General features: G+C 35.0%; 19 protein-coding genes. 9 read left to right on the forward strand and 10 right to left on the reverse strand.

Translation table 11 applies throughout. From position 1 onward, the window contains the following. Positions 1-47: 47 nt before the first annotated feature. Positions 48-1,856: a molecular chaperone HtpG gene (htpG, locus tag ACQUQZ_RS06380; RefSeq protein ID WP_435353968.1), complete on the reverse strand. Its 1,809-nt coding sequence runs from the start codon at positions 1,854-1,856 to the stop codon at positions 48-50. Positions 1,857-2,110: 254 nt separating this feature from the next. Here htpG and ACQUQZ_RS06385 point away from each other — a divergent pair, with 254 nt between their 5' ends. After that, the gene (locus ACQUQZ_RS06385; RefSeq protein ID WP_435353969.1) at positions 2,111-2,692 is read left to right on the forward strand and encodes a hypothetical protein; all 582 of its coding nucleotides are present in this window, start codon (positions 2,111-2,113) and stop codon (positions 2,690-2,692) included. Positions 2,693-2,694: 2 nt separating this feature from the next. Here the strand turns inward: ACQUQZ_RS06385 and ACQUQZ_RS06390 are convergent, their stop codons facing one another. Then, a complete protein-coding gene (locus tag ACQUQZ_RS06390) occupies positions 2,695-3,738 on the reverse strand; it encodes a DUF4249 domain-containing protein (protein ID WP_435353970.1) in 1,044 nt (347 codons plus the stop codon). 228 nt (positions 3,739-3,966) lie between these two features. On the opposite strand from ACQUQZ_RS06390, the gene ACQUQZ_RS06395 reads away from it, so the two are divergent. The 5 genes from ACQUQZ_RS06395 to ACQUQZ_RS06415 all read left to right on the forward strand — a co-directional run bounded on the left by ACQUQZ_RS06395 (position 3,967) and on the right by ACQUQZ_RS06415 (position 9,447). Next, positions 3,967-4,785, forward strand: coding sequence for a TonB family protein (locus ACQUQZ_RS06395; protein ID WP_435353971.1), 819 nt, complete (start codon positions 3,967-3,969; stop codon positions 4,783-4,785). Positions 4,786-4,866: 81 nt separating this feature from the next. After that, positions 4,867-5,613: a hypothetical protein gene (locus ACQUQZ_RS06400; RefSeq protein ID WP_435353972.1), complete on the forward strand. Its 747-nt coding sequence runs from the start codon at positions 4,867-4,869 to the stop codon at positions 5,611-5,613. Between the two features lie 182 nt (positions 5,614-5,795). Then, complete coding sequence (nspC, locus tag ACQUQZ_RS06405; protein ID WP_435353974.1) at positions 5,796-6,938, forward strand: carboxynorspermidine decarboxylase; 1,143 nt, start codon at positions 5,796-5,798, stop codon at positions 6,936-6,938. Between the two features lie 424 nt (positions 6,939-7,362). After that, positions 7,363-8,418 carry a saccharopine dehydrogenase C-terminal domain-containing protein gene (locus ACQUQZ_RS06410; protein WP_435353975.1) on the forward strand — a complete coding sequence of 352 codons (1,056 nt, stop codon included), beginning with the start codon at positions 7,363-7,365 and terminating at the stop codon, positions 8,416-8,418. A gap of 114 nt (positions 8,419-8,532) precedes the next feature. Continuing rightward, positions 8,533-9,447 (forward strand): DUF1338 domain-containing protein, encoded by a 915-nt coding sequence (locus tag ACQUQZ_RS06415; RefSeq protein WP_435353976.1) that lies wholly within the window; start codon positions 8,533-8,535, stop codon positions 9,445-9,447. A 31-nt stretch (positions 9,448-9,478) separates the two neighbouring features. Here the strand turns inward: ACQUQZ_RS06415 and ACQUQZ_RS06420 are convergent, their stop codons facing one another. Both ACQUQZ_RS06420 and ACQUQZ_RS06425 read right to left on the reverse strand, forming a co-directional pair. Beyond that, positions 9,479-9,676: a PspC domain-containing protein gene (locus tag ACQUQZ_RS06420; protein WP_435353977.1), complete on the reverse strand. Its 198-nt coding sequence runs from the start codon at positions 9,674-9,676 to the stop codon at positions 9,479-9,481. Positions 9,677-9,770: 94 nt separating this feature from the next. Beyond that, a complete protein-coding gene (locus tag ACQUQZ_RS06425) occupies positions 9,771-10,097 on the reverse strand; it encodes a HesB/IscA family protein (RefSeq protein ID WP_435353978.1) in 327 nt (108 codons plus the stop codon). 163 nt (positions 10,098-10,260) lie between these two features. On the opposite strand from ACQUQZ_RS06425, the gene ACQUQZ_RS06430 reads away from it, so the two are divergent. Then, positions 10,261-10,878 carry a YiiX/YebB-like N1pC/P60 family cysteine hydrolase gene (locus ACQUQZ_RS06430; RefSeq protein WP_435353979.1) on the forward strand — a complete coding sequence of 206 codons (618 nt, stop codon included), beginning with the start codon at positions 10,261-10,263 and terminating at the stop codon, positions 10,876-10,878. Between the two features lie 45 nt (positions 10,879-10,923). Here ACQUQZ_RS06430 and ACQUQZ_RS06435 read toward each other — a convergent pair whose 3' ends face one another. From ACQUQZ_RS06435 to ACQUQZ_RS06455, 5 genes are all read right to left on the reverse strand, one after another. Then, on the reverse strand, positions 10,924-11,307 hold the full coding sequence (locus tag ACQUQZ_RS06435; protein WP_435353980.1) for a hypothetical protein: 384 nt from the start codon (positions 11,305-11,307) through the stop codon (positions 10,924-10,926). Positions 11,308-11,458: 151 nt separating this feature from the next. Beyond that, positions 11,459-13,207 carry an aspartate--tRNA ligase gene (gene aspS, locus ACQUQZ_RS06440; RefSeq protein WP_435353981.1) on the reverse strand — a complete coding sequence of 583 codons (1,749 nt, stop codon included), beginning with the start codon at positions 13,205-13,207 and terminating at the stop codon, positions 11,459-11,461. 123 nt (positions 13,208-13,330) lie between these two features. Further along, entirely contained in the window at positions 13,331-14,542 is a 1,212-nt protein-coding gene (locus ACQUQZ_RS06445; protein ID WP_435353982.1) for an acyl-CoA dehydrogenase family protein, read from the reverse strand. A gap of 308 nt (positions 14,543-14,850) precedes the next feature. After that, positions 14,851-16,071, reverse strand: coding sequence for a diaminopimelate decarboxylase (lysA, locus tag ACQUQZ_RS06450; protein WP_435353983.1), 1,221 nt, complete (start codon positions 16,069-16,071; stop codon positions 14,851-14,853). Positions 16,072-16,224: 153 nt separating this feature from the next. Then, entirely contained in the window at positions 16,225-16,608 is a 384-nt protein-coding gene (locus ACQUQZ_RS06455) for a DUF3127 domain-containing protein (protein ID WP_435353985.1), read from the reverse strand. 237 nt (positions 16,609-16,845) lie between these two features. Between ACQUQZ_RS06455 and ACQUQZ_RS06460 the strand changes: the two genes are divergently transcribed. Together ACQUQZ_RS06460 and ACQUQZ_RS06465 are read left to right on the forward strand one after the other, a co-directional pair. Then, positions 16,846-18,177: an alkaline phosphatase D family protein gene (locus ACQUQZ_RS06460; protein ID WP_435353986.1), complete on the forward strand. Its 1,332-nt coding sequence runs from the start codon at positions 16,846-16,848 to the stop codon at positions 18,175-18,177. After that, positions 18,174-18,809: a redoxin domain-containing protein gene (locus ACQUQZ_RS06465; protein ID WP_435353987.1), complete on the forward strand. Its 636-nt coding sequence runs from the start codon at positions 18,174-18,176 to the stop codon at positions 18,807-18,809. The genes ACQUQZ_RS06460 and ACQUQZ_RS06465 overlap by 4 nt, the downstream gene beginning before the upstream one ends. Positions 18,810-18,868: 59 nt before the next feature. On the opposite strand, the gene ACQUQZ_RS06470 is transcribed toward ACQUQZ_RS06465, so the two are convergent. Then, positions 18,869-20,176, reverse strand: a complete 1,308-nt coding sequence (locus ACQUQZ_RS06470) for a hypothetical protein (RefSeq protein ID WP_435353988.1) — start codon at positions 20,174-20,176, stop codon at positions 18,869-18,871. Positions 20,177-20,227 lie beyond the last annotated feature (51 nt).

Raw genomic sequence — 20,227 nt, forward strand, 5'->3', positions numbered from 1 at the left:
TAAATCATGTGAGTTTTTTTATGTTTGAAAGTCAGCTAATGCTAATTTTACAAACCTGCTACTGTGCGTTCTACAAATTTGGTTAATTCAGCACCAGTGAGCATTCCTTGAGCTAATAAACCTAAATCATACAACTGCTTTGTCAGTGCCTTTTGGGCTTCAATATCTTCAGTTTTTAATAATTTACTAATCAAACTGTGGTTTGAATTGACTACTACATTATTGCCCATTGGCATCATGCCAAACATATCTCCTTGCCCACTGATACGTTGCATATCTTTCCAACGACGCATGAATTCAGGTTGAACAATACTCACAGGTGTTTCATCAGGTGAAAGCGATTCAAGTTGAATCGTATTATTCCCTGCTACACTTTTGAATAATTCTTCTACTTTCTTTTTCTCATCTTCATTCAATACACTTTCTAAATTCAGCCCTTTGTCAATCAATTTATCAATGCTATCTGAATCTACTCTTTTGAAAGTTGTTTTTTCTAATTTTGATTCCAAAGCATTAATAAAGTGAGCGTCCAGCGGGGAATCAAGCACTAAAACATCATACTCACGTTTCTTTGCCGATGCAATAAAAGCATCTTGTTGGTTGATGTCGTTGGCATATAAGAATACAACTTGGTCTTCTTTATTCGTCTGATTTACCTGTACTTTTTCACGGTACTCATCAATTGTAAAATGCTTACCATCAACGTTTTTTAATAAGATAAATTCTTTTGCACGGTCATAGAATTTATCGTCTGAAACGATACCATATTTCACAAACACACCTACACTTTCCCATTTTTCTTCAAAACCTGTGCGGTCGTTGCGGAAGATTTCTTGTAATTTATCAGCAACTTTTTTAGTGATGTGAGAATTGATTTTCTTCACATTGCCGTCCGCCTGTAAATAACTACGAGAGACGTTCAATGGAATATCAGGTGAATCAATCACACCATGAAGCATTTGCAAGAATTCAGGAACAACGTCTTTTACGTCGTCAGTAATGAACACCTGACGGCTGTATAATTGTACTTTATCACGATTGAGTTGAAAATCCTTCTTGATTTTCGGGAAGTACAAAACACCAGTTAAGTTGAATGGATAATCAACATTTAAATGAATCCAAAAAAGTGGTTCTTCACCAAATGGATACAATTCTTTGTAGAATGCTTTATAATTTTCATCTGTTAATTCAGAAGGAGATTTTGTCCAAATTGGATTTGGATTATTGATAACTTTTCCAGCAAATTCAATCTCAATTGGCAAGAATTTGGCGTATTTTTCTAAAATACCACTAATTCTGAAATTATCTAAAAATTCTTCTGAATCAGCCGCTATGTGCAAAATGATGTCAGTTCCACGCTCTGCTTTTTCAACTTCAGTGATTTCAAATTCTGTACTACCATCACAAATCCAACGAGCAGGTGTTGTATCACGGAATGATTTAGTAATGATTTCTACATTTTCAGCAACCATAAATGCCGAGTAAAAACCTAAACCAAACTGTCCAATTATTTGATTAGTATCAGGAGTATCTTTGTATTTTTCTAAGAATTCTTTTGCTCCCGAAAAAGCAATTTGGTTGATGTATTTTTTGATGTCTTCGGCATTCATCCCAATTCCTTTGTCAGAAATAGTGATCGTTTTTGCCTCTTTATCGACCGAAACTTTGATTGTTAAATCACCTAATTCGCCATCAAATTCACCCATTGAAGCTAATTTCTTTAGCTTTTGAGTGGCATCAACCGCATTTGAAACCAACTCACGTAAGAAGATTTCGTGGTCGGAATAAAGAAATTTTTTGATGATTGGAAAAATATTTTCCGTGTTAATCGAAATTGTACCTTTTTCAGCTACCATAATTTATTGACATTTTTACATGAATACAAATCTTTTGCGACCCTAAAAGCCAGCGAAGTCTATTCATCAAAGCTTGTTCCAAAGCCCTAAATACTGACAGATTGGCAGTTTTTGAAAATATTTTTAGCGTAAAATATACTAATCTTGACTAAAACCGTGTTTATTCGATTAATTAGTTAATTGTACTTTTAGCTCATATCATTTTTTATTGTCAAATGCTAACCGCTAAGAGCTAACCACAAAACCAAACACTCGTGAAGAAACTCATCATTATCTGTTCATTTTTTGCTATTTGTTCGCAATCCTTTGCCCAAGCTGAATATCATACACCTTTCAGATGGGATATTGGGATGCACTATGCTCGTCCGAGCAATTATGGTGTTGGTTTAGGTATTTTTACTGAACCTAAATATTTGGTAACAGATAATTTGTCAGTTGGAGTGAGAGCAGAAGCAACCGTACTTGGGCGTTTGAAAACAAATGCTTCAGAAGATGCAGGAGGCTCATTGGGTTGGGTTACTTCATTGCTTGCTATCTCTGATTATCATTTTGGAGAAGGGCAAATTCGCCCCACTATCGGGTTTGGGGCTGGGCTTTTCCGACCAACGGCAGCTTCATATAGCAAAGGTGATAAATACCCAGAACTGGCTCGTGGAAGTAAATTTGGTATTTCACCACGCTTCGGATTAGATATTTGGCATTTCAGATTATCAGCCGACTACAATTTTATTTTTGGACAAAGAAATCTTATTGACGGACAAAGCATTAATCTCAACCAAAACCATTTGACTATTAAATTAGGTATTTTCTTTGGTGGTGGGATACGAGAGGAGTAAACTCAATCAATCCAGCCTCGTGGTTTTGTTGGCGTTCGATTAGGTCCTTCGATACAAACATAAGTAACACCATTTGTTGTCGGATTTGTCTTTCTACCTAATAAGCCAACAGGCTGAGCTTTACCAGCTGCATTTGCTCGATTGAGCCAATATTTTACCGTAGAACTACTTGCTACAATAAAAGTACCTGTAATTAATTCATTTGGATTGGTTAGATTTTTTACATTTCCCACAATAGCGGCAGGAGGGGTATCTACCAAAGTTCCTGTTCTTTCGGTTTGATCGCTGATAAGTTTCAAAAAGCGGTAGGTTTCTTGACTAATACCTAATTGTTTGATTTCAAATAACGAACCCGCCATTTGATAATAAGGAATTTTAGCAACCAATTTTCCTATAACAGGCCTGCCATTGGAATAAATATCACTAAAGATATTCCAATCTTCGTTATGAAGAATTTCCCAGCAATTTTGGTTGCAATAATAATCATAATTGAATTCAGTTTTACAAACAAACTGTCGTTCCCATAATGTCCAAGTCCAGAGATAATAGTTTTTCTGTTCAGCTGGGTCTTTGAAGTCAACATATATAAAATTTGCTGGAATTTTCTTGATACCATTTTCAATGCCATTTACTTCAAATTCGTCATAAATTTCATCGATTTTTGGTGTATCTGGCATTATTTGGTCATTAGATTCATATTTTGTTCCATCACTTTTCTGAAATTTCAATTGATATGAATTACCAACTTTTGCACGAAATAAAGCAGGTAAAGCATAGACGCCTTCTCCCTGATTGAGAAATGAAATACTCTCTTTTCCATTGATAATAAGCTCAACTTTTAAGTTTGGGATTTCACTATTATAAATTGTTTCATTTTCATGTACGGTAGCTTGAATTTTGATTTTTTGTTGTGTGTCTTCATCTGTCAAAATACCATCTACAACCATTATTTTTAATGAACTTTCATTCAACGTTTCAAAAGGCTCTACACATGAGCAGGCCCACAGTGCGATTGCACATAAGAATATTTTTCTTCTTTTGAACATGTAAAAGTAATTGTATCAGAATTTTGTATAGGATTAATCCTATTTATCCGAAAGTTAATGATAAATAGAGCTAATTTAAGTTATTATATGAATTTTTAATTTAAAAATAAATATTTAGACAAATATCTAAATATTTATTGTCATTTCCTTGCAGGATTCATTTTTGTTATTTAACATTGTGTCGTAATTCAATAAAACTACCAAATGTTCAACTAAACTTTACACAAAATGAAATCTATCAATGCAATTCAACCATCGCTCGATGACATGATTTTCGAGCATCGCAACAAGGCTTATGGAGCGTATGAGCTTCGTACAAGTTATACCAAAACTATCAATCGTGCCTTTGTAATAGGCGTGGGTGTGTTTTTATTAATGTTATTGACAAATTTTATTTTTGCTCGGCAAAAGGATAAGCAAGAAACAGTCATAGATGTAGATTTGACAGCTCAAAATATTCATGATGAAGAACTGCCTGTAATCGAAAAGCCTAAAGAAATAGAGCCCCCAAAAGAGGTAGAGCAATTAAAAACGATCGCTTATTTAATTCCAGAAGTGGTAGAGGAAACTCAAAATGAAACACCTCCACCTACGCAAGAAGCTATTGAAATAGCTGTAATTAGCGATAAAACGCAAGATGGAAAAGAATCTGAGGGCATTGCTGAAACACCACCCGCTGAAGCTCCAACTGCTGTTACAAAAGTGGTTGAATTACCAGAAGAAGATAACGCTCCATTTCTAACTGTAGAAATGAAACCTTCATTTGTAGGTGGTGATAAAGAAATGTATAAATTTTTGTCACAAAATCTGAAGTATCCAAGTGCGGCTCAACGAGCCAATATACAAGGAAAAGTATTTCTGAAATTTATTGTTGAGAAAGATGGTAGTATCACAGGAGTGGAAACGATGAAAGGCATCGGTTTTGGTTGTGATGAAGAAGCTGCTCGTGTGGTAAAATTGATGCCAAAATGGATTGCAGGGAAACAAAATGGTAGAAATGTAAGAGTATTTTTCACCATTCCTGTTTTTTTTAGATTAGATGATTAGATATTTGTATAATTATTTTCAATAGACTTTATATAAAACAGCAGTATAAAGTCTATTGATTCATTTAACCAACTCTAACTTATGACCTCAAAATTACTTTTAAAGAAATTTATTACTTGTCTCATCGCTGGGCTTAGCTCTACTGCACTATTATTAGTTTTGGGAAATAGTGGAAACATTCCTTGGTTTCCTCCTGCAGTTGTCTTTTCATTCGTTGGTATTTCTTTACTAATTGCCTTGCTTTTTCCTTTTATTTGGCAGTTTTTAGAGAATAAACAAAAAATAGATTCGAATAAAATCTATGGATTTATATATACTTTCATTCGATTTATAATTGCCTTCAATTTGATGAGTTTTGGTTGGAAAAAGGTTTTTGGACTTCAATTTGTTGTACCAAATAATATTGCCAGTCAACCAATGAACCAACAATCAGGCGAATGGCTTACTTGGTATTATTTTGGTTATTCGCTTACTTTTGGACTTATCACTGCTGCCATTCAAATTGTTGGTTCTTACTTATTATTGTTCCGAAAAACCATGCTTTTGGCTGCAATTATATTGTTTTCTTTTATGCTCAATCTGACTTTAATCAATATTTTTTATCAAATGAATGGAGGAGCATTGTTACAATCTATTATTTTAAGTATAGGAATTTTGTTCCTAATCCTGCTTGATTATGAGCGTCTTGTCGTGTTTTTCTTGAAAACAAAATCTACATTACCATCTATTTCCTTAACAACTATTTTTACCAAGAATATTATTCGATTTGCCTTAATTATCTTGTCATTATTATTTACACTTTATTTAAAAACTTTGATAAAATCCTAAAATTTACTCTTTTCCTGCCTAATTCTGCACGTGTAATGTGCTTATGAATAGGTTTTGATAGTCCGTTCAATATTTGTTCGGGCTATTTTTTTGTTAAAGATTACAATGAAATGAGTAGTTTTGTAAAACAATAATGGCATCCAAAGCATTATACATTTTACATTATTCATTTTACTTTAAAAATGTCAATAGATATTTCGAAAATTCCTTCGCCGTGTTATGTTTTAGAAGAAAGACTTTTACGCCGAAATCTTGAATTATTAAACCGAGTCCAAACCGAATCTGGTGCATCAATCATTGTTGCCCTGAAAGGCTTTTCGATGTACGCAACTTTCCCAATGGTAGCTCAATATCTGTCGGGTGCAACAGCCAGTTCACTCAACGAAACTCGCTTAATTGTAGAAGAAATGGGTTGCTTAGCACATACGTATTGTCCTGCTTATAAGCCACAAGAATTTGACCAAATAATGGCAAATAGCAGCCATATTACATTCAATTCTTTGAATCAATGGAATCAGTTTAAAGATAAAGTACAAGGTTTTGAACGTAAAATTTCGTGCGGAATCAGAATAAATCCTCAATATGCCGAGGTAGAAACTGACATGTACAATCCTTGTATAGCTGGTTCGAGATTGGGTATTACAAGAGATTTACTTGGTGAAAAATTGCCTGAAGGAATTGAAGGACTACATTCGCACACACTTTGCGAAAATGATTCTTATACTTTAGAACGCACATTGGTTCATATCGAAGAGAAATTTGGTGATTTATTGCACCAAGTAAAATGGCTAAATCTCGGTGGTGGGCATTTAATGACCCGTGAAGGCTATAACCATGAACATTTGATTGCTTTGATAAAACGTCTGCGAGCCACATATAATATTGATATTATACTCGAACCTGGCTCCGCCATTGGCTGGCAAACTGGCTATCTAACTTCCACGGTCTTAGATATTGTTGATGCTCAAGGTATTGATGTCGCAATTTTGGATGTATCTTTTGCCGCTCACATGCCCGATACCCTCGAAATGCCTTATAAACCACGTATTTGGGGTGCAACTGATGCAGTAGTTGGAAATATAAAACCTACTTATCGCATGGGTGGCATGACTTGTTTGGCCGGCGATTTTATGGGAGATTATTCTTTTGAAAAACCGCTACAAATTGGTGATAGTGTAGTTTTTGATGATATGATTCACTATACAATGGTAAAAACCACCACATTTAATGGGGTAGGTTTACCATCAATCGGAATTTGGAAAGAAAATGAAACTTTTCAATTATTGAAAAGTTTTGGTTTTGAAACTTATAAAGATAGGCTTTGATTAGCCTCTGCCTTCGACAATTCCATTGCGGCTACACTCAAGCAGCGGAAATTCTCTCCCGTTCCCTGAGGGATGATTTGTGCCACATCTCAAAGATGTGGCACAAATGTGTCATAAATTTTTGTTTAATTAAATTCTCTTAATTTCCTTGTAAATGTCTTTTCGTTTTCTACATTTGCATAAAAATTATTCTTCATTTGTTTAAAGACTTAAAATACCTCTTGGCACGCCTTGCATATCTTCGCAGTGCTTGCTCATTTGTTCCTGACGCTTGTTAGGTTGTATTTTTACGTTTAATTTCCGACAAAGTTTATCAGTTTTGTAGGATAGGTTTTTAACCTGTCTTTCTAAGAAACGAGTTAAAAACTCGTTGTGCCTTGTCGCATTTATACTTCATCATAACATATTTTAATCTTTTCCTACAATGAAAAACGTACTTGTCATTGGTATGGGCAAGGTAGGTTCGTTGGTTGGTACATTACTCGCAAAACGCTTTGCTGTTACGGGTATGGACTTACGCCAACCTTCTACCAAATTGCCCTTTGATGTCTTACTCGGTGATGTAAATGACATCCATTTCTTAGAAAAAACACTCAAAAATTTCGATGCTGTTGTGTCGGCGATGCCTTATAATTTGAATCTTCCGATTGCACAAACTGCACATAAGCTTGGCATCCATTATTTTGATTTGACAGAAGATGTACCTACAACTTCGGCAATCAGAGAAATGGCAAAAACTTCTAAAGCAGTAATGGCTCCGCAATGTGGACTTGCTCCAGGTTTAATCGGAATAGTAGGAGCAGACTTGGCCAAACGTTTTACAAAACTGCGTGATATTGAGCTTCGAGTAGGAGCTTTACCTCGTTTTCCGAATGGTTTGATGGGATATTCCTTTACTTGGTCGCCTGCAGGTGTAATTAATGAATATATCAATGATGCCGAAGTGATTCATAATGGCGAAGTAAAAATGGTTACTTCACTTGATGGAATCGAACATATTCAGATAGAAGGACAAGAGTTTGAGGCTTTTAGCACTTCGGGTGGTCTTGGTACTATGTGTGAAACTTATTCAGGGAAAGTTGATACTTTGAATTATAAAACTATTCGTTACCCCGGTCATGCAAAATTGATGAAATTCCTCCTTTATGAGTTAATTTTGAAGGATAAAAGAGAACTCATCGAAAAAATATTGACCGAAGCGAAACCTCCTGTGCAGGAAGATGTTGTATATGTATATGCTGTCGTGGAAGGTTGGAAAGGACAAGAATTAGCACGAGAAGAGTTTTATAGAGCTTATCACCCAATTGAAATTGATGGCAAACATTGGCGAGCAATCTCATGGACAACCGCTGCTTCGGTGGCTGCTGTGGTTGAAATGGTTGCTGATGGGAAGTTACCACAACAAGGATTTTTGAAACAAGAAGATATTGATTTCGGGGCTTATCTTGAAACCAAAAATGGCTCGTTTTTTAAAGATTAATTTGTGGAGCGAACCGTAGCGACGGTAGCATTCTGTTCGCCAATAAAGTTGAAAATATTATTTGATACGCACGATAAATGCTTAAAAATATCAATTTAATTTATTGAATTACTAATGAAAAATAATAAAATAGAAACTTTAGCATTTGTATTAAATGGCTTAATGCGTAGATACAGCGAGCGTGTACCTGATGTAAATAAAGTTGCTGAGGCTATGATTGCAGAAGGTATTATTACTAATGCCAATGAAATAGAAAATGACCATGTAGCTTTCCGTACCATGGGTGTGCCGCAATTAGGGGTTCAGTCTTTTGAGAAGATTTTTCTTCATTTTGGCTATGAAAAGCGTGATTTTTTCAATTTTGAAGGAAAAAAACTTAATGCGTATTGGTTTTCGCCACCAGAGCCACGCTTCCCGAGAATTTTTGTGAGTGAACTTCGGGTCGAGGATTTATCAGAAAAAGCCCAAAAAATTATTAAAAGTTATACTGATGAAGTTAAAACTGACCCAGCCGATAGCTTAGATTTAAATGATGGAGTAGCGGTAGATGGATTTCTTCATCAACCATTATGGCGAACACCCACTTGGGATGATTATGAAGCTTTACTTCAAGAAAGTGAATATGCCGCATGGGTAATTTATAACCGATATTACTTAAATCATTATACGATTAGTGTCCATAATTTGAAAGAAGGTTATAACACGATTCAAGAGTTTAATGATTTTGTGGAGAAATTCGGTGTAAAACTCAATGATGCTGGTGGAAAAACAAAAATTAGTCCAGATGGAGGGTTATTGCAAAGCTCGACTGTGGCCGAAATGATTGATGCAGTATTTGCTGATGGTAGCACACATGTTATTTCGGGAAGTTATGTGGAATTTGCCGAAAGAAAGGTATTACCACAATTTGCCGGCATACCAATGGATAAAATTGAAAGAATTCATCGCCGTGATGGTTTTGAAACTGGCAATGCTGATAAGATTTTTGAAAGCACATTTACTAGTCAGACCATGAAGTCAGAAATGTAATTTGGACTCTAAAGGAACAGTAGAAAGTTTTTTATACTGTTCCTTCCTTTGGCATTATAAAAACCATGACTGCATAAATCAGAACAGGTGTACCAAATCCAAAAATGGTAAATATTGCCCACAAAATTCTAATAAGTGCGGCATCTAAACCAAAATATTTGGCGACACCACCGCAAACACCAAAAAACATTTTTTCGCTGCCAATAGTCCTACGTAATTTCTTTTCCATAGTTTCAAAGATTATGTTGTAAAAATAAAAACCATCTGTTTCAAAACAGATGGTTTTTATGTAAATATAGCTAAAAACTTTTCAAGCGGTCATTTTATACCGAAAAACTTTCACCACAACCACAAGTACGAGTGGCATTTGGGTTTTTGAATTGAAAACCTTTACCATTTAGGCCATCCGAAAAGTCTAATTCGGTGCCTATTAAGTACAAAAGACTCTTTTTATCAACAAAAACTTTAATTCCTTTATCTTCAAAAACATGGTCGGTTGGACGTTGCTCCGAATCGAAATTCAAATCATACATCAATCCTGAGCAGCCACCACCTTCTACGGCTACTCTTACTCCATGATTTCCTTCTAAACCATCTTTTGCACGGAGTTCTATAATTTTATTTTTTGCGATTTCAGTTACAGTTACCATAATTTTATTGAGTTAAGCGGCCCACCGCTCGTTACGATTTTGCGATTGATTTTTTACAAATTTAAACACGATTTTTTTAATCTTTTTAAACTAAAAAATCTTTTTTATCGTGCTATATTTGAACTTCACAATTAATTAACGAAAAGTAATACTCAAAAGTTTCATGGCAATTAGATTAGCTAATCGAAAAGAATTAGATGACTTATTTCCCAAAAAAGGGATTCAAGAAATCCGTAGAAATTATGAGATGCTACGAAATGAACTCCAAACGGGTGATTTAATTTTTTTTTCGGGAAACCATTGGCTCTCTAATCTTATTCGTATACGCTCGAAAGGGGCATGGAGCCATGTTGGAATTGTAGTGAGAATTGAAGAAATAAATCGTGTCTTTTTAGTTGAAAGTATTTTGGAAGTAGGTGTAAGAATGATTCCAATGTCTTTTGTTATAAAAGATTATGATGGACGAAATCATCCTTATAATGGACGAGTGAGTTGGGCAAGATATAGAGATCTTACTTTTGATAAGGCATTGATTATCAAGGAATTTGCTTTAGATAATTTGTCGAAACAATACGATAGAAAAGAATATAGCCGAATACTCTGGCGAACGATAACGGGGAAAGCAAAAGTATTTCATGATACGAAATACACTTGTTCGGAGTATGTGTATGAAGCATTTAAAAGTGCTGGAATTTATCTGAAATATGAACGAGGCGATTTTATTTCTCCGTCAGCTTTTTGGAGTAATCAAGAGATTGAAATGAAGGGAATAATTATTTAGATAAGTTTAAGAATCAGCCCTATTTTTTAGGACTGATTCTTTTTACTATAAATTATCGGCAGCAAACTGCGTGAAATCATCTTTAAGTGATTCAAAAATTGGGTCGAAAATTTCGACTTTTTCACGAAGCACTACATTGTCATCTAATTTTCGATGTGTATATGCTACTGGATTTTCTTTCACATTGGCGGTTAATGTACTTTCTTCTTTGTTAATTGAGTGTTTTAAGTGGTCGATTTCATTTTTTTGAATAATAAAGCGATTTTGGAATTGTTCGACCTTAGCTTTGATTGTGGTATCAGTATTTTTAGCACTTACTTCCGACAAACGATTGGTCATAATCTTTATTTCATCTTCATAAAAAGCTAATTTCTTTTCCCAATCTTGATGTTCTTGATGTAAATCCGTGATATACTTTTGAGTCTCCATAATAAAATTTGTGTTTTTGTTTACCCAAAAGTCCGCTTTTATTGTGAGTTCAAATATGAGATACATCAGTTTTGAAACTGCTTTAAATCAACATAAAAAAAAGAGACAAACCTTTTACAGTTTGTCTCTTTTTTTTATGATTTTTTATTGACTAAACAGTCGTTTTAATTTTCAATTCGTCCATTTGTTTGGCATCAATTGTTGATGGAGAATCTATCATTGTATCACGTCCTGAATTGTTTTTCGGGAAAGCGATAAAGTCACGAATCGAATCAGCACCTCCGAAAATTGAACACAAACGGTCGAAACCGAAGGCAATTCCAGCGTGTGGAGGAGCTCCAAATTCAAAAGCATCCATCAAGAAACCGAATTGTTTTTTAGCTTCTTCATCGGTAAATCCTAAAACCTCAAACATTTTTTGTTGTAACGGTCTTTGGAATATACGTACCGAACCACCACCAACTTCTGTTCCGTTAATAACCATATCGTAGGCATTTGCTCTCACAGCACCTAAATTAGTTTCTAGCAAAGGAATATCTTCTGGTTTTGGACTTGTAAATGGGTGATGCATTGCAAACCAACGATCTTCTTCTTCGCCATATTCCAAAAGTGGGAAATCTAAAACCCAAAGAGCTTTAAATTCATTAGGGTTTCTTAAACCTAAGCGACTACCCATTTCCAAACGAAGTTCGCTTAATTGTTTACGAGCTTTGTTGGCTTCTCCCGATATAACTAAAATCAAATCGCCTTTTTCTGCTCCGCAACGCTCTGCCCAAGCTTTCAAATCTTCTTCAGAATAGAATTTATCAACCGAAGATTTTAGCGTGCCATCAGCATTATAACGTACATAAATCAAGCCTTTTGCACCAATTTGTGGACGTTTTAACCATTCTGTCAATTCATCTAATTGTTTGCGAGTATAATCTGCACAACCTTTGGCATTAATTGCTACAACTAATTCAGCTGCATCGAAAACTGGAAAATCTTTCCCTTTGGCAAGGTCGGTTAATTCCACAAACTCCATTCCAAAACGAGTATCTGGCTTATCATTCCCGTATAAACGCATGGCATCAGCGTAGGTCATACGAGGCACTTCTGGCATATCGATATTCTTCACTGTTTTGAATAAGTGACGAATCAAGCCTTCAAACATATTCAAAATATCTTCTTGCTCAACAAACGACATTTCACAGTCGATTTGAGTAAACTCTGGCTGACGGTCGGCACGTAAATCTTCATCACGGAAACACTTGACGATTTGATAATAGCGGTCAAAGCCACCAACCATCAATAATTGTTTAAATGTTTGTGGTGATTGTGGCAAAGCGTAGAATTCACCTGGATTCATGCGACTTGGCACAACAAAATCTCTTGCTCCCTCAGGTGTAGATTTGATTAAAACTGGTGTTTCTACCTCAATAAAATCTTGAGAATCCATGAAAATACGTGTTTGTTGGGCCATTTTATGACGCAACTGCAAATTTTGACGTACCGCATTTCTACGTAAATCGAGGTAACGGTATTTCATGCGAATATCATCACCACCATCAGTTTCATCTTGAATCAAAAATGGCGGTAGTTTGGCTGGATTCAATACTTCCAATGATGTTACTTTTATTTCAACATCACCAGTTTCTATCTTATCATTTTTTGCGATACGCTCAACTACTTCACCTTTTGCTTGAACCACAAACTCACGGCTGAGTGTGCGAGCAGTAGCAATTGAAGCTGCATCTGTTTCATTTTCATTTAAAATCAATTGTGTGATGCCATAGCGGTCACGGAGGTCAATATAAATAATACCACCTTTATCACGAACAACTTGTACCCAACCGCTCAAAGTAACGGTTTTCTTCACATCAGAGATTCTTAGCTCTCCGCACGTATGAGTTCTTAACATTATTATTTATGAATTATTAAATTTTTTGCAAAAATAAGGATTTTTACTCAAAGAAAGGGCTTCTATCACAATTTTCTAAATTGTGAAGATTCATTACTAATAATTTAAATAATTGGTTTACTATTACTTAAACGCGGAAATTCCAGTAATAGCATGACCTAAAATCAATAAATGGATATCGTGTGTACCTTCATAAGTTACCACCGATTCGAGATTCATTTGGTGACGCATGATAGAATATTCGCCAGTAATGCCCATTCCGCCGTGTATTTGGCGAGCTTCTCGGGCAATTTCTAAGGCCATTGCTACATTATTTCTTTTTGCCAAAGATATTTGAGCGGTTGTTGCTTTTCCTGCATTTTTCAATGTTCCCAAACGCCAACAAACCAATTGAGCTTTGGTAATTTCTGTAAGCATTTCTGCTAATTTCTTTTGTATCAATTGAAATGAGGCAATCGGTTTATCGAACTGGATACGCTCCATTGCATATTTACGTGCTGATTCATAGCAGTCCATCGCAGCACCCAATGCTCCCCAAGCAATACCGAAACGGGCGTTATCAAGGCACGACATCGGTGCTTTCAATCCATCAGTTTCAGGCAAAATATTTGATTTTGGAATTCTTACATTATCAAAAACCAATTCTCCTGTAATACTTGCTCGCAAAGACCATTTTCCGTGAATTTCGGGTGTACTGAAGCCCTCCATTCCTCGCTCAACTATTATTCCTTTGATGCGTCCTTGTTCGTTCTTTGCCCAAACAACTGCTACATCGGCTCTTGGTGAATTAGAAATCCACATTTTTGAACCATTCAAAATGATGTGATCGCCATCTTCCTTGAAATTAGTAGTCATTCCACTTGGGTTTGAGCCAAAGTCGGGTTCTGTTAAGCCAAAGCAACCTAAATATTCTCCACTACCCAATTTGGGTAAAAATTTCATTTTCTGTTCTTCACTACCATATTTATAAATCGGAAACATGACGAGCGAACCTTGCACTGATGCAGTTGAACGCATTCCTGAATCTCCTCTTTCAATTTCTTGCATCATCAAGCCATAAGAAATATAGTCAAGGCTTTGCCCACCATATTCGAGAGGAATGGTTGGCCCAAAAACACCCATATCACCCATTTTTTTTACGATAAATTCAGGGAAAGTGCAAGTTTGAGCGGCATCTTCGATGATAGGAGAAATTTCTTTTTTTACAAAATCACGCACAGCCGAGCGAATCATTAACTGCTCTTCGGTCAATAAATCATCAATTTGGTAAAAGTCAGGAGACTCGAATTCGTCTTTTTTATTTGAACGTTGGAAGTTTTGCTGAGAAGGAATCATGTTTTTTGATGTAGCTTTGTTAATGAATAATATTTTGCAATATTAGTGACTAATCACCTTACAAAAATATGACATTGCTTACTAAATAAAAAGGGACTTATTAAATAAGCCCCTCACTATTCTATTTAATATGTATAAATCCTTTTGTAGTCATTCTTTTGTTACATCAATTACTTTGATTTCAAGTCCTTTGAGCAGTTTTGATTTTACTACCTCTTCATCGGTTCCTTTGGAGAAAATTTTATAAATGCCATCTTCTAAAGTAAAAACTTCAATCGTATCGTAACTTTAGTAATTTGGATTCAAATTTACAAATCAATCAGCACCTGATTTTTCAAAATATCTTCCATCGTTTCTCGTTGACGAATGAGATGAGTTTTACCTTCATAAATCAAAACTTCAGCAGGACGAAAACGAGAATTATAATTAGATGCCATCGAAAAGCCATAAGCTCCTGCATTTTTTATAACCATAATATCGCCTTCTTTGGTTTTTGGCAATTCTCTATCTTTCCCAAAAGTATCAGTTTCACAGATATAACCAACCACATCATACTTTTCCTTCTCTTCTCCATCAATATTTGAGCCGTTGATGATTTCGTGATAAGCATCATACATCATTGGACGAATGAGGTGGTTAAGTCCAGAATCAACACCAATGAAATTTCTTTCCGGACTATATTTAACCACATTGGCACGTGCCAACAAATAACCGCATTCACTCACTAAAAACTTACCTGGTTCAAACCAAAGTTCAACATCACGTCCAAATTTCTCACAGAATTCATTGAAAACCTTAACAACTCCTTTACCCAATTTTTCCATGTCGGTTACATGGTCATCTTCTCGATAGGCAACTTTAAAACCTGAACCTAAATCGATAAACTGAATATTTGGGAAATACTTAAATGTTAATTCAAAAAGTTTTTCAGCAGCTTCAATAATTACATGAGCATTTTTGAAATCTGAACCTGTATGTTGGTGCAAGCCTACTACATTTAGGTCATATTTCTTTACGATTGCATTGATTTCTTCAGCTTGCCCAATAGAAATACCAAACTTAGAATCTTTATGCCCTGTCGATATTTTCAAAGTTCCACCCGCCATGATATGTGGATTGATTCTCAAACAAATGGGGAAACGATTGCCATAAGTTTGCCCAAATTTTTCAAGCAAGGGCAGAGAATCCAAATTCATACGTAAACCCATTTCGACTGCTTCTTGTACTTCTGTAAAAGCCACGCCGCTGGGAGTATATTGAATTTGATTGGGTGCATAACCTGCTAAAATGGCTAAATGTGCTTCTTGCATCGAAACAACATCAATATCAACGCCATTTTTTCGCATCAACTTCATGATACTGACATTGGTAAGGGCTTTGCAAGCATATTTTATTTTAAGATTTGTCCCTGCAAATGCACTTCTCATTTTGGTAATTTGTTCTTCGATTTTATGACCATCATAGACATAAAGTGGAGAACCAAATTGCTCGACTAAAGACTCAATACTAATATTTTGAATTGAAAACATGCTTAGTTTAATGTTGAATGGACGAATAATTGAATAAGTGAATAATTAATTCGACCTTAATCAACTATTCAAAACCATACTGTATAATATTTAGCTCTTTTTACTCTCTGAGCATAATCTCAACGAAATTACAGGAGAGAATAGGGAATTTAATTAAAATGGTAAATCATCTTTATCACCTTCAGCCGAGACCGCAAATTCGGTAGCAACTGATGTGGGCTGTGCTGGTGTTGCTGCTTTATAGGCAGTTGCTGGAGCAGCGGCAGTTTCTGCACCTGCCAATTCGATTTTCCATGCTTTCAAATCAGTAAACCAACGTCCATTATATTCACGGCTTTCGGCATCAAATGATACCAACAGCTCGTTTCCAACACTTAAAAATGTTTCATTATATTTATCTCCCCATATCGAAAGACATACTTTCTTTGGATATTGACCATCTGTTTCTATGACAAAATCTTGTTTTTTCCAAGGGCCATTTTTGCCTTCGCCTGTTTGCAAAGCTAATACGTGAATAAGTCTTCCTTTGATTTCCATTGTAAAATTTAATAAATGTTTTGCAAAAGTAAGGCTAATCTTTGAATTGAAAAAGTAATGTAGAAAGGATTGCCGATATGAGTCTATTTTTATAGATTTTACCAAATAGTAATATAGCCTTTTGAAATATTCCTGTAAATTTGAATTGTTGTAGTACAAGTTTCCAACTTGTTCGATTTAATATAAAATTTACGAAATGGTGTTACATTTTTTTGAAACTAAAAATCAACAAATATTATGAGAAAAAAACTTTTATTTGTCTTGACCCTTTGGACAATTGCTCTCTCCTCCTTCGCACAAATACAGTCAAGTACGATTCAATCTGGGCCAATGTTGGGGTATTCAGAAATGAAAGAGGTTTTACTTTGGGTTCAAACAAGAAATGAAGCAAGTGTAAAGTTTGTTTATTGGGACAAAGAAAAACCGGCTGAGAAGTTTTCGACAGATGAGATAAAAACCACTAAAAAAGATGTTTTTGTGGCAAAGTTGATCGCAGATAAAGTTTTACCAGGGAAAAAGTATAATTACGAAGTATATGTTGATAAGAAGAAAGTAAGTTTTAACTATCCTCTTGAATTTCAAACACAAGCACTTTGGCAGTGGCGTACTGATCCACCAGCATTTAAATTTGCGGTGGGAAGCTGTGCTTATATCAATGAAGATCCTTTTGACCGCCCTGGAAAGCCTTATGGTTCTGAATATGAGATTTTTACAAGTATCTATCAATCTAAACCTGATTTTATGGTTTGGGGCGGTGATAATTTGTATTTGAGAGAAGCAGACTGGAATACAAAAACAGGTATTTTGCACCGTTATACACATACACGTTCATTACCAGAAATGCAGCCACTTTTGGCAAATGTACATAATTACGCTATTTGGGATGACCACGATTTTGGCCCAAATGATTCAGATCGTGGTTTTGTAAGCAAACAACAAACATTAGATGCTTTTAAACTTTTCTGGGGAAATCTTAATTATACCTTTGATAATGAAGGTGTTACAGGTTCTTTTCAATGGGCTGATTGTCAATTCTTTTTAGTTGACGACCGCTGGTGGAGAACGCCAAACGACCGAAAAACAGGTACACAAGATTATTTTGGGCAGAAACAATTACAATGGTTAGTGGATGCCATGAAATTTTCAAATGCTCCTTTCAAATTTGTTGTTGTTGGTGGACAAGTGGGAAATCCTGCGAAGATTTTTGAAAACTATGCTAATTATGAAGAAGAACGTAACCAATTATTTGATTTAATAACAAAAGAGAAAATACCCGGAGTCATTTTTATCAGTGGCGATCGTCATTGGACTTCTCTTTGTAAAGTTGAGCGTGAAGGAACTTATCCATTATATGATTTGACAGTTTCTGCTCTAACTTCGGGAGCATCCGCCCCCGTAAATGAAGAACAAAATACTCCTTATGTGGAAGGAACAAGTGTAACCAAACATAATTATGGTTTATTGGAAGTTTCAGGAAAACGTACGGATAGAGTATTGAAAATCAATATTTTAGATAAGGATGGTAAAGAATTGTGGACGAAGGAAATTAAAGCAAGCGAACTGAAATGATTTACCTTAGATATACATCACTTTGGTTTACTCACCATTTAGGAAAGCAATATAGTAAGCCATTGCCTACAAAAAGTAGGGTAGTAGGGGTGATTTCACTTTATGCAAACTTATTACTTATATTTTGTTCTTTAACTATTAATGCCCAAAAACTCCCAACAGATTCTGAACAAATCTTTGACTATAAAACGCTGAAATATAATAAAGCATCAATCGTTGTTTTTTTTGACCCCGAATGTCCAATTTGCCAAAAATATACCAAAAATTTAATTGAATTAGATAAAAAATATAGTTCTGAAGGGATAAAAATTTATGTTGTTTATCCTTTTAAAGTTTTGGATAAAAGTGTATTAGCTGAGTTTAGAGAAGAATATCAATTCAATTTGCCAATTATTTATGATTCAAAAAGAAAATTATTGAAGAAACTTAAAGCTAATTATTCCCCTGAGGTTTTTTTGTTGGATAATAATAGAAAAAGACTTTATCATGGAGCGATTGATAATTGGTTTTATGGATTAGGCAGAAACCGTGCTATACCAAATGAGTTTTATTTACTTGATGCCATCAATGCCTATAAAAATAACTTAGAAATAAAAATAAAATATATAGAGCCTGTTGGGTGTATGCTTTAATATTTGATAAGACGGAGTTCCTACTCCGTCACTATTTCAACGGAACTCCGTTGTACAGTTCAACGATTTTGTTCTATATTTTCATCACCTTCTTGATAGTCTAAATAATATAAAACTAAATTAAACATCTCATCTTTTGTTCCCCAACCATAACCAATATCTATGGGTGGAATATTCGGGTTTTCTGGATTTTCATCAGAATTATCGTAACTTGCTTCTACGATGAAAGTTGAACCAGCGGGGATTTTTAGTAGTTTTTTGAATTGGTAAGTCATTTGCCAATTAAATTCCCAATTGTCAATTTTTACTAAATTTACCACTTCTCCATTGGGAGTTACGGCAAAAGCCCTAAAGTTTTTGCCAATCAAGTGCATGTGTGGTAAAACTGAAATTACAGATATTGACTTGTCAATTTTTTTGGAGATAAAAAAAGTTTTTTTCTCACCTGCTTTTATCAAAAATGGTTTGTTTGAAATATCATTTTCACGTAGCGTAATGTTTCTTACTTCTCTTTCAACTTTTTGTTTGGCAAAAAAAAGTAAAATTTCTGATTGGTCAGTTTCTAGAACTGGTGAAGGGGCATAGTGCATATTTAGTAAAAAGTCTGAATTGGCATTCAGTTTTATACCTGTCCCTTTCGGAAAACTGATTTTATCATTTCCTGGAACCCAACCATATAAAAATTCATCTTTTAAGGCAGTTTTTTGGAATTCATAAACTTTTGGGTCAGTTTCTGAAAGCCCATCAATACCACGAATATGATTAGTTGTATCTACCATTAGACGACTATGGTGTACCACTTTTTTATTGCCTGGATTAAATCCAACTGCTTCAATGTATTCATCTTTTGAGGTATTGCTCGGTAAACTAAAAAACCTAAAATCTTCTAAATTTTCACCTGAAATTTGGTAGGGATTATTCATTTTCAAAACTAAATCAGGTTTTTTATCTTGTGAATCAGCAAAGTGAACCATGTCCACAGTTGAAGAAAGCTTGTTATTATCAATTGACTTTCCCTCTTTCATTCCTCCTTCAATCCAAAGCTTGATAGTGGCTATTTCGCCCACAGTAAGGCCTCTTTCATTGAGATAAGATTGAAATTTTCGGTCAGCGGGGAATGGAGGCATATAACGTGATTGAGTCACTCTTCCAATAAACTTAGCACGTTTAGCAACGTCTTCATACTTGATTAGGCTGAAAGGAGCCGACTTATTTGGTTGATGGCAAGGCGTACAGTTTTTATGAATAATAGGAGCAATATTATCGTAGAAGTTGATTTCACTTGCTTGTTGAGCAAATAGAGTATTACTACTTATTAAAATTAAAATAGTAAAGAAAGTTTTTAGAAGATATTTGGAGTTCAGCATACTTTTAAAAGAAAGAGCAGGTTACAAATGTAGCCTGCTCTTTCAAAATTA

The sequence above is a fragment of the Emticicia sp. SJ17W-69 genome (genome assembly GCF_051209875.1).
Classification (GTDB): domain Bacteria; phylum Bacteroidota; class Bacteroidia; order Cytophagales; family Spirosomataceae; genus Emticicia.

Bases quoted from the DNA above. Each gene is read 5' to 3' on its own strand.
- lysA (WP_435353983.1), bottom strand. From the start codon at position 16,071: ATGTTTTCAATTCAAAATATTAGTATTGAGTCTTTAGTCGAGCAATTT.
- ACQUQZ_RS06470 (WP_435353988.1), bottom strand. From the start codon at position 20,176: ATGCTGAACTCCAAATATCTTCTAAAAACTTTCTTTACTATTTTAATT.
- ACQUQZ_RS06455 (WP_435353985.1), bottom strand. From the start codon at position 16,608: ATGGAAATCAAAGGAAGACTTATTCACGTATTAGCTTTGCAAACAGGC.
- ACQUQZ_RS06465 (WP_435353987.1), top strand. From the start codon at position 18,174: ATGATTTACCTTAGATATACATCACTTTGGTTTACTCACCATTTAGGA.
- ACQUQZ_RS06415 (WP_435353976.1), top strand. From the start codon at position 8,533: ATGAAAAATAATAAAATAGAAACTTTAGCATTTGTATTAAATGGCTTA.
- ACQUQZ_RS06420 (WP_435353977.1), bottom strand. From the start codon at position 9,676: ATGGAAAAGAAATTACGTAGGACTATTGGCAGCGAAAAAATGTTTTTT.
- ACQUQZ_RS06435 (WP_435353980.1), bottom strand. From the start codon at position 11,307: ATGGAGACTCAAAAGTATATCACGGATTTACATCAAGAACATCAAGAT.
- htpG (WP_435353968.1), bottom strand. From the start codon at position 1,856: ATGGTAGCTGAAAAAGGTACAATTTCGATTAACACGGAAAATATTTTT.
- ACQUQZ_RS06400 (WP_435353972.1), top strand. From the start codon at position 4,867: ATGACCTCAAAATTACTTTTAAAGAAATTTATTACTTGTCTCATCGCT.
- aspS (WP_435353981.1), bottom strand. From the start codon at position 13,207: ATGTTAAGAACTCATACGTGCGGAGAGCTAAGAATCTCTGATGTGAAG.
- nspC (WP_435353974.1), top strand. From the start codon at position 5,796: ATGTCAATAGATATTTCGAAAATTCCTTCGCCGTGTTATGTTTTAGAA.
- ACQUQZ_RS06425 (WP_435353978.1), bottom strand. From the start codon at position 10,097: ATGGTAACTGTAACTGAAATCGCAAAAAATAAAATTATAGAACTCCGT.
- ACQUQZ_RS06390 (WP_435353970.1), bottom strand. From the start codon at position 3,738: ATGTTCAAAAGAAGAAAAATATTCTTATGTGCAATCGCACTGTGGGCC.
- ACQUQZ_RS06430 (WP_435353979.1), top strand. From the start codon at position 10,261: ATGGCAATTAGATTAGCTAATCGAAAAGAATTAGATGACTTATTTCCC.
- ACQUQZ_RS06395 (WP_435353971.1), top strand. From the start codon at position 3,967: ATGAAATCTATCAATGCAATTCAACCATCGCTCGATGACATGATTTTC.
- ACQUQZ_RS06460 (WP_435353986.1), top strand. From the start codon at position 16,846: ATGAGAAAAAAACTTTTATTTGTCTTGACCCTTTGGACAATTGCTCTC.
- ACQUQZ_RS06410 (WP_435353975.1), top strand. From the start codon at position 7,363: ATGAAAAACGTACTTGTCATTGGTATGGGCAAGGTAGGTTCGTTGGTT.
- ACQUQZ_RS06445 (WP_435353982.1), bottom strand. From the start codon at position 14,542: ATGATTCCTTCTCAGCAAAACTTCCAACGTTCAAATAAAAAAGACGAA.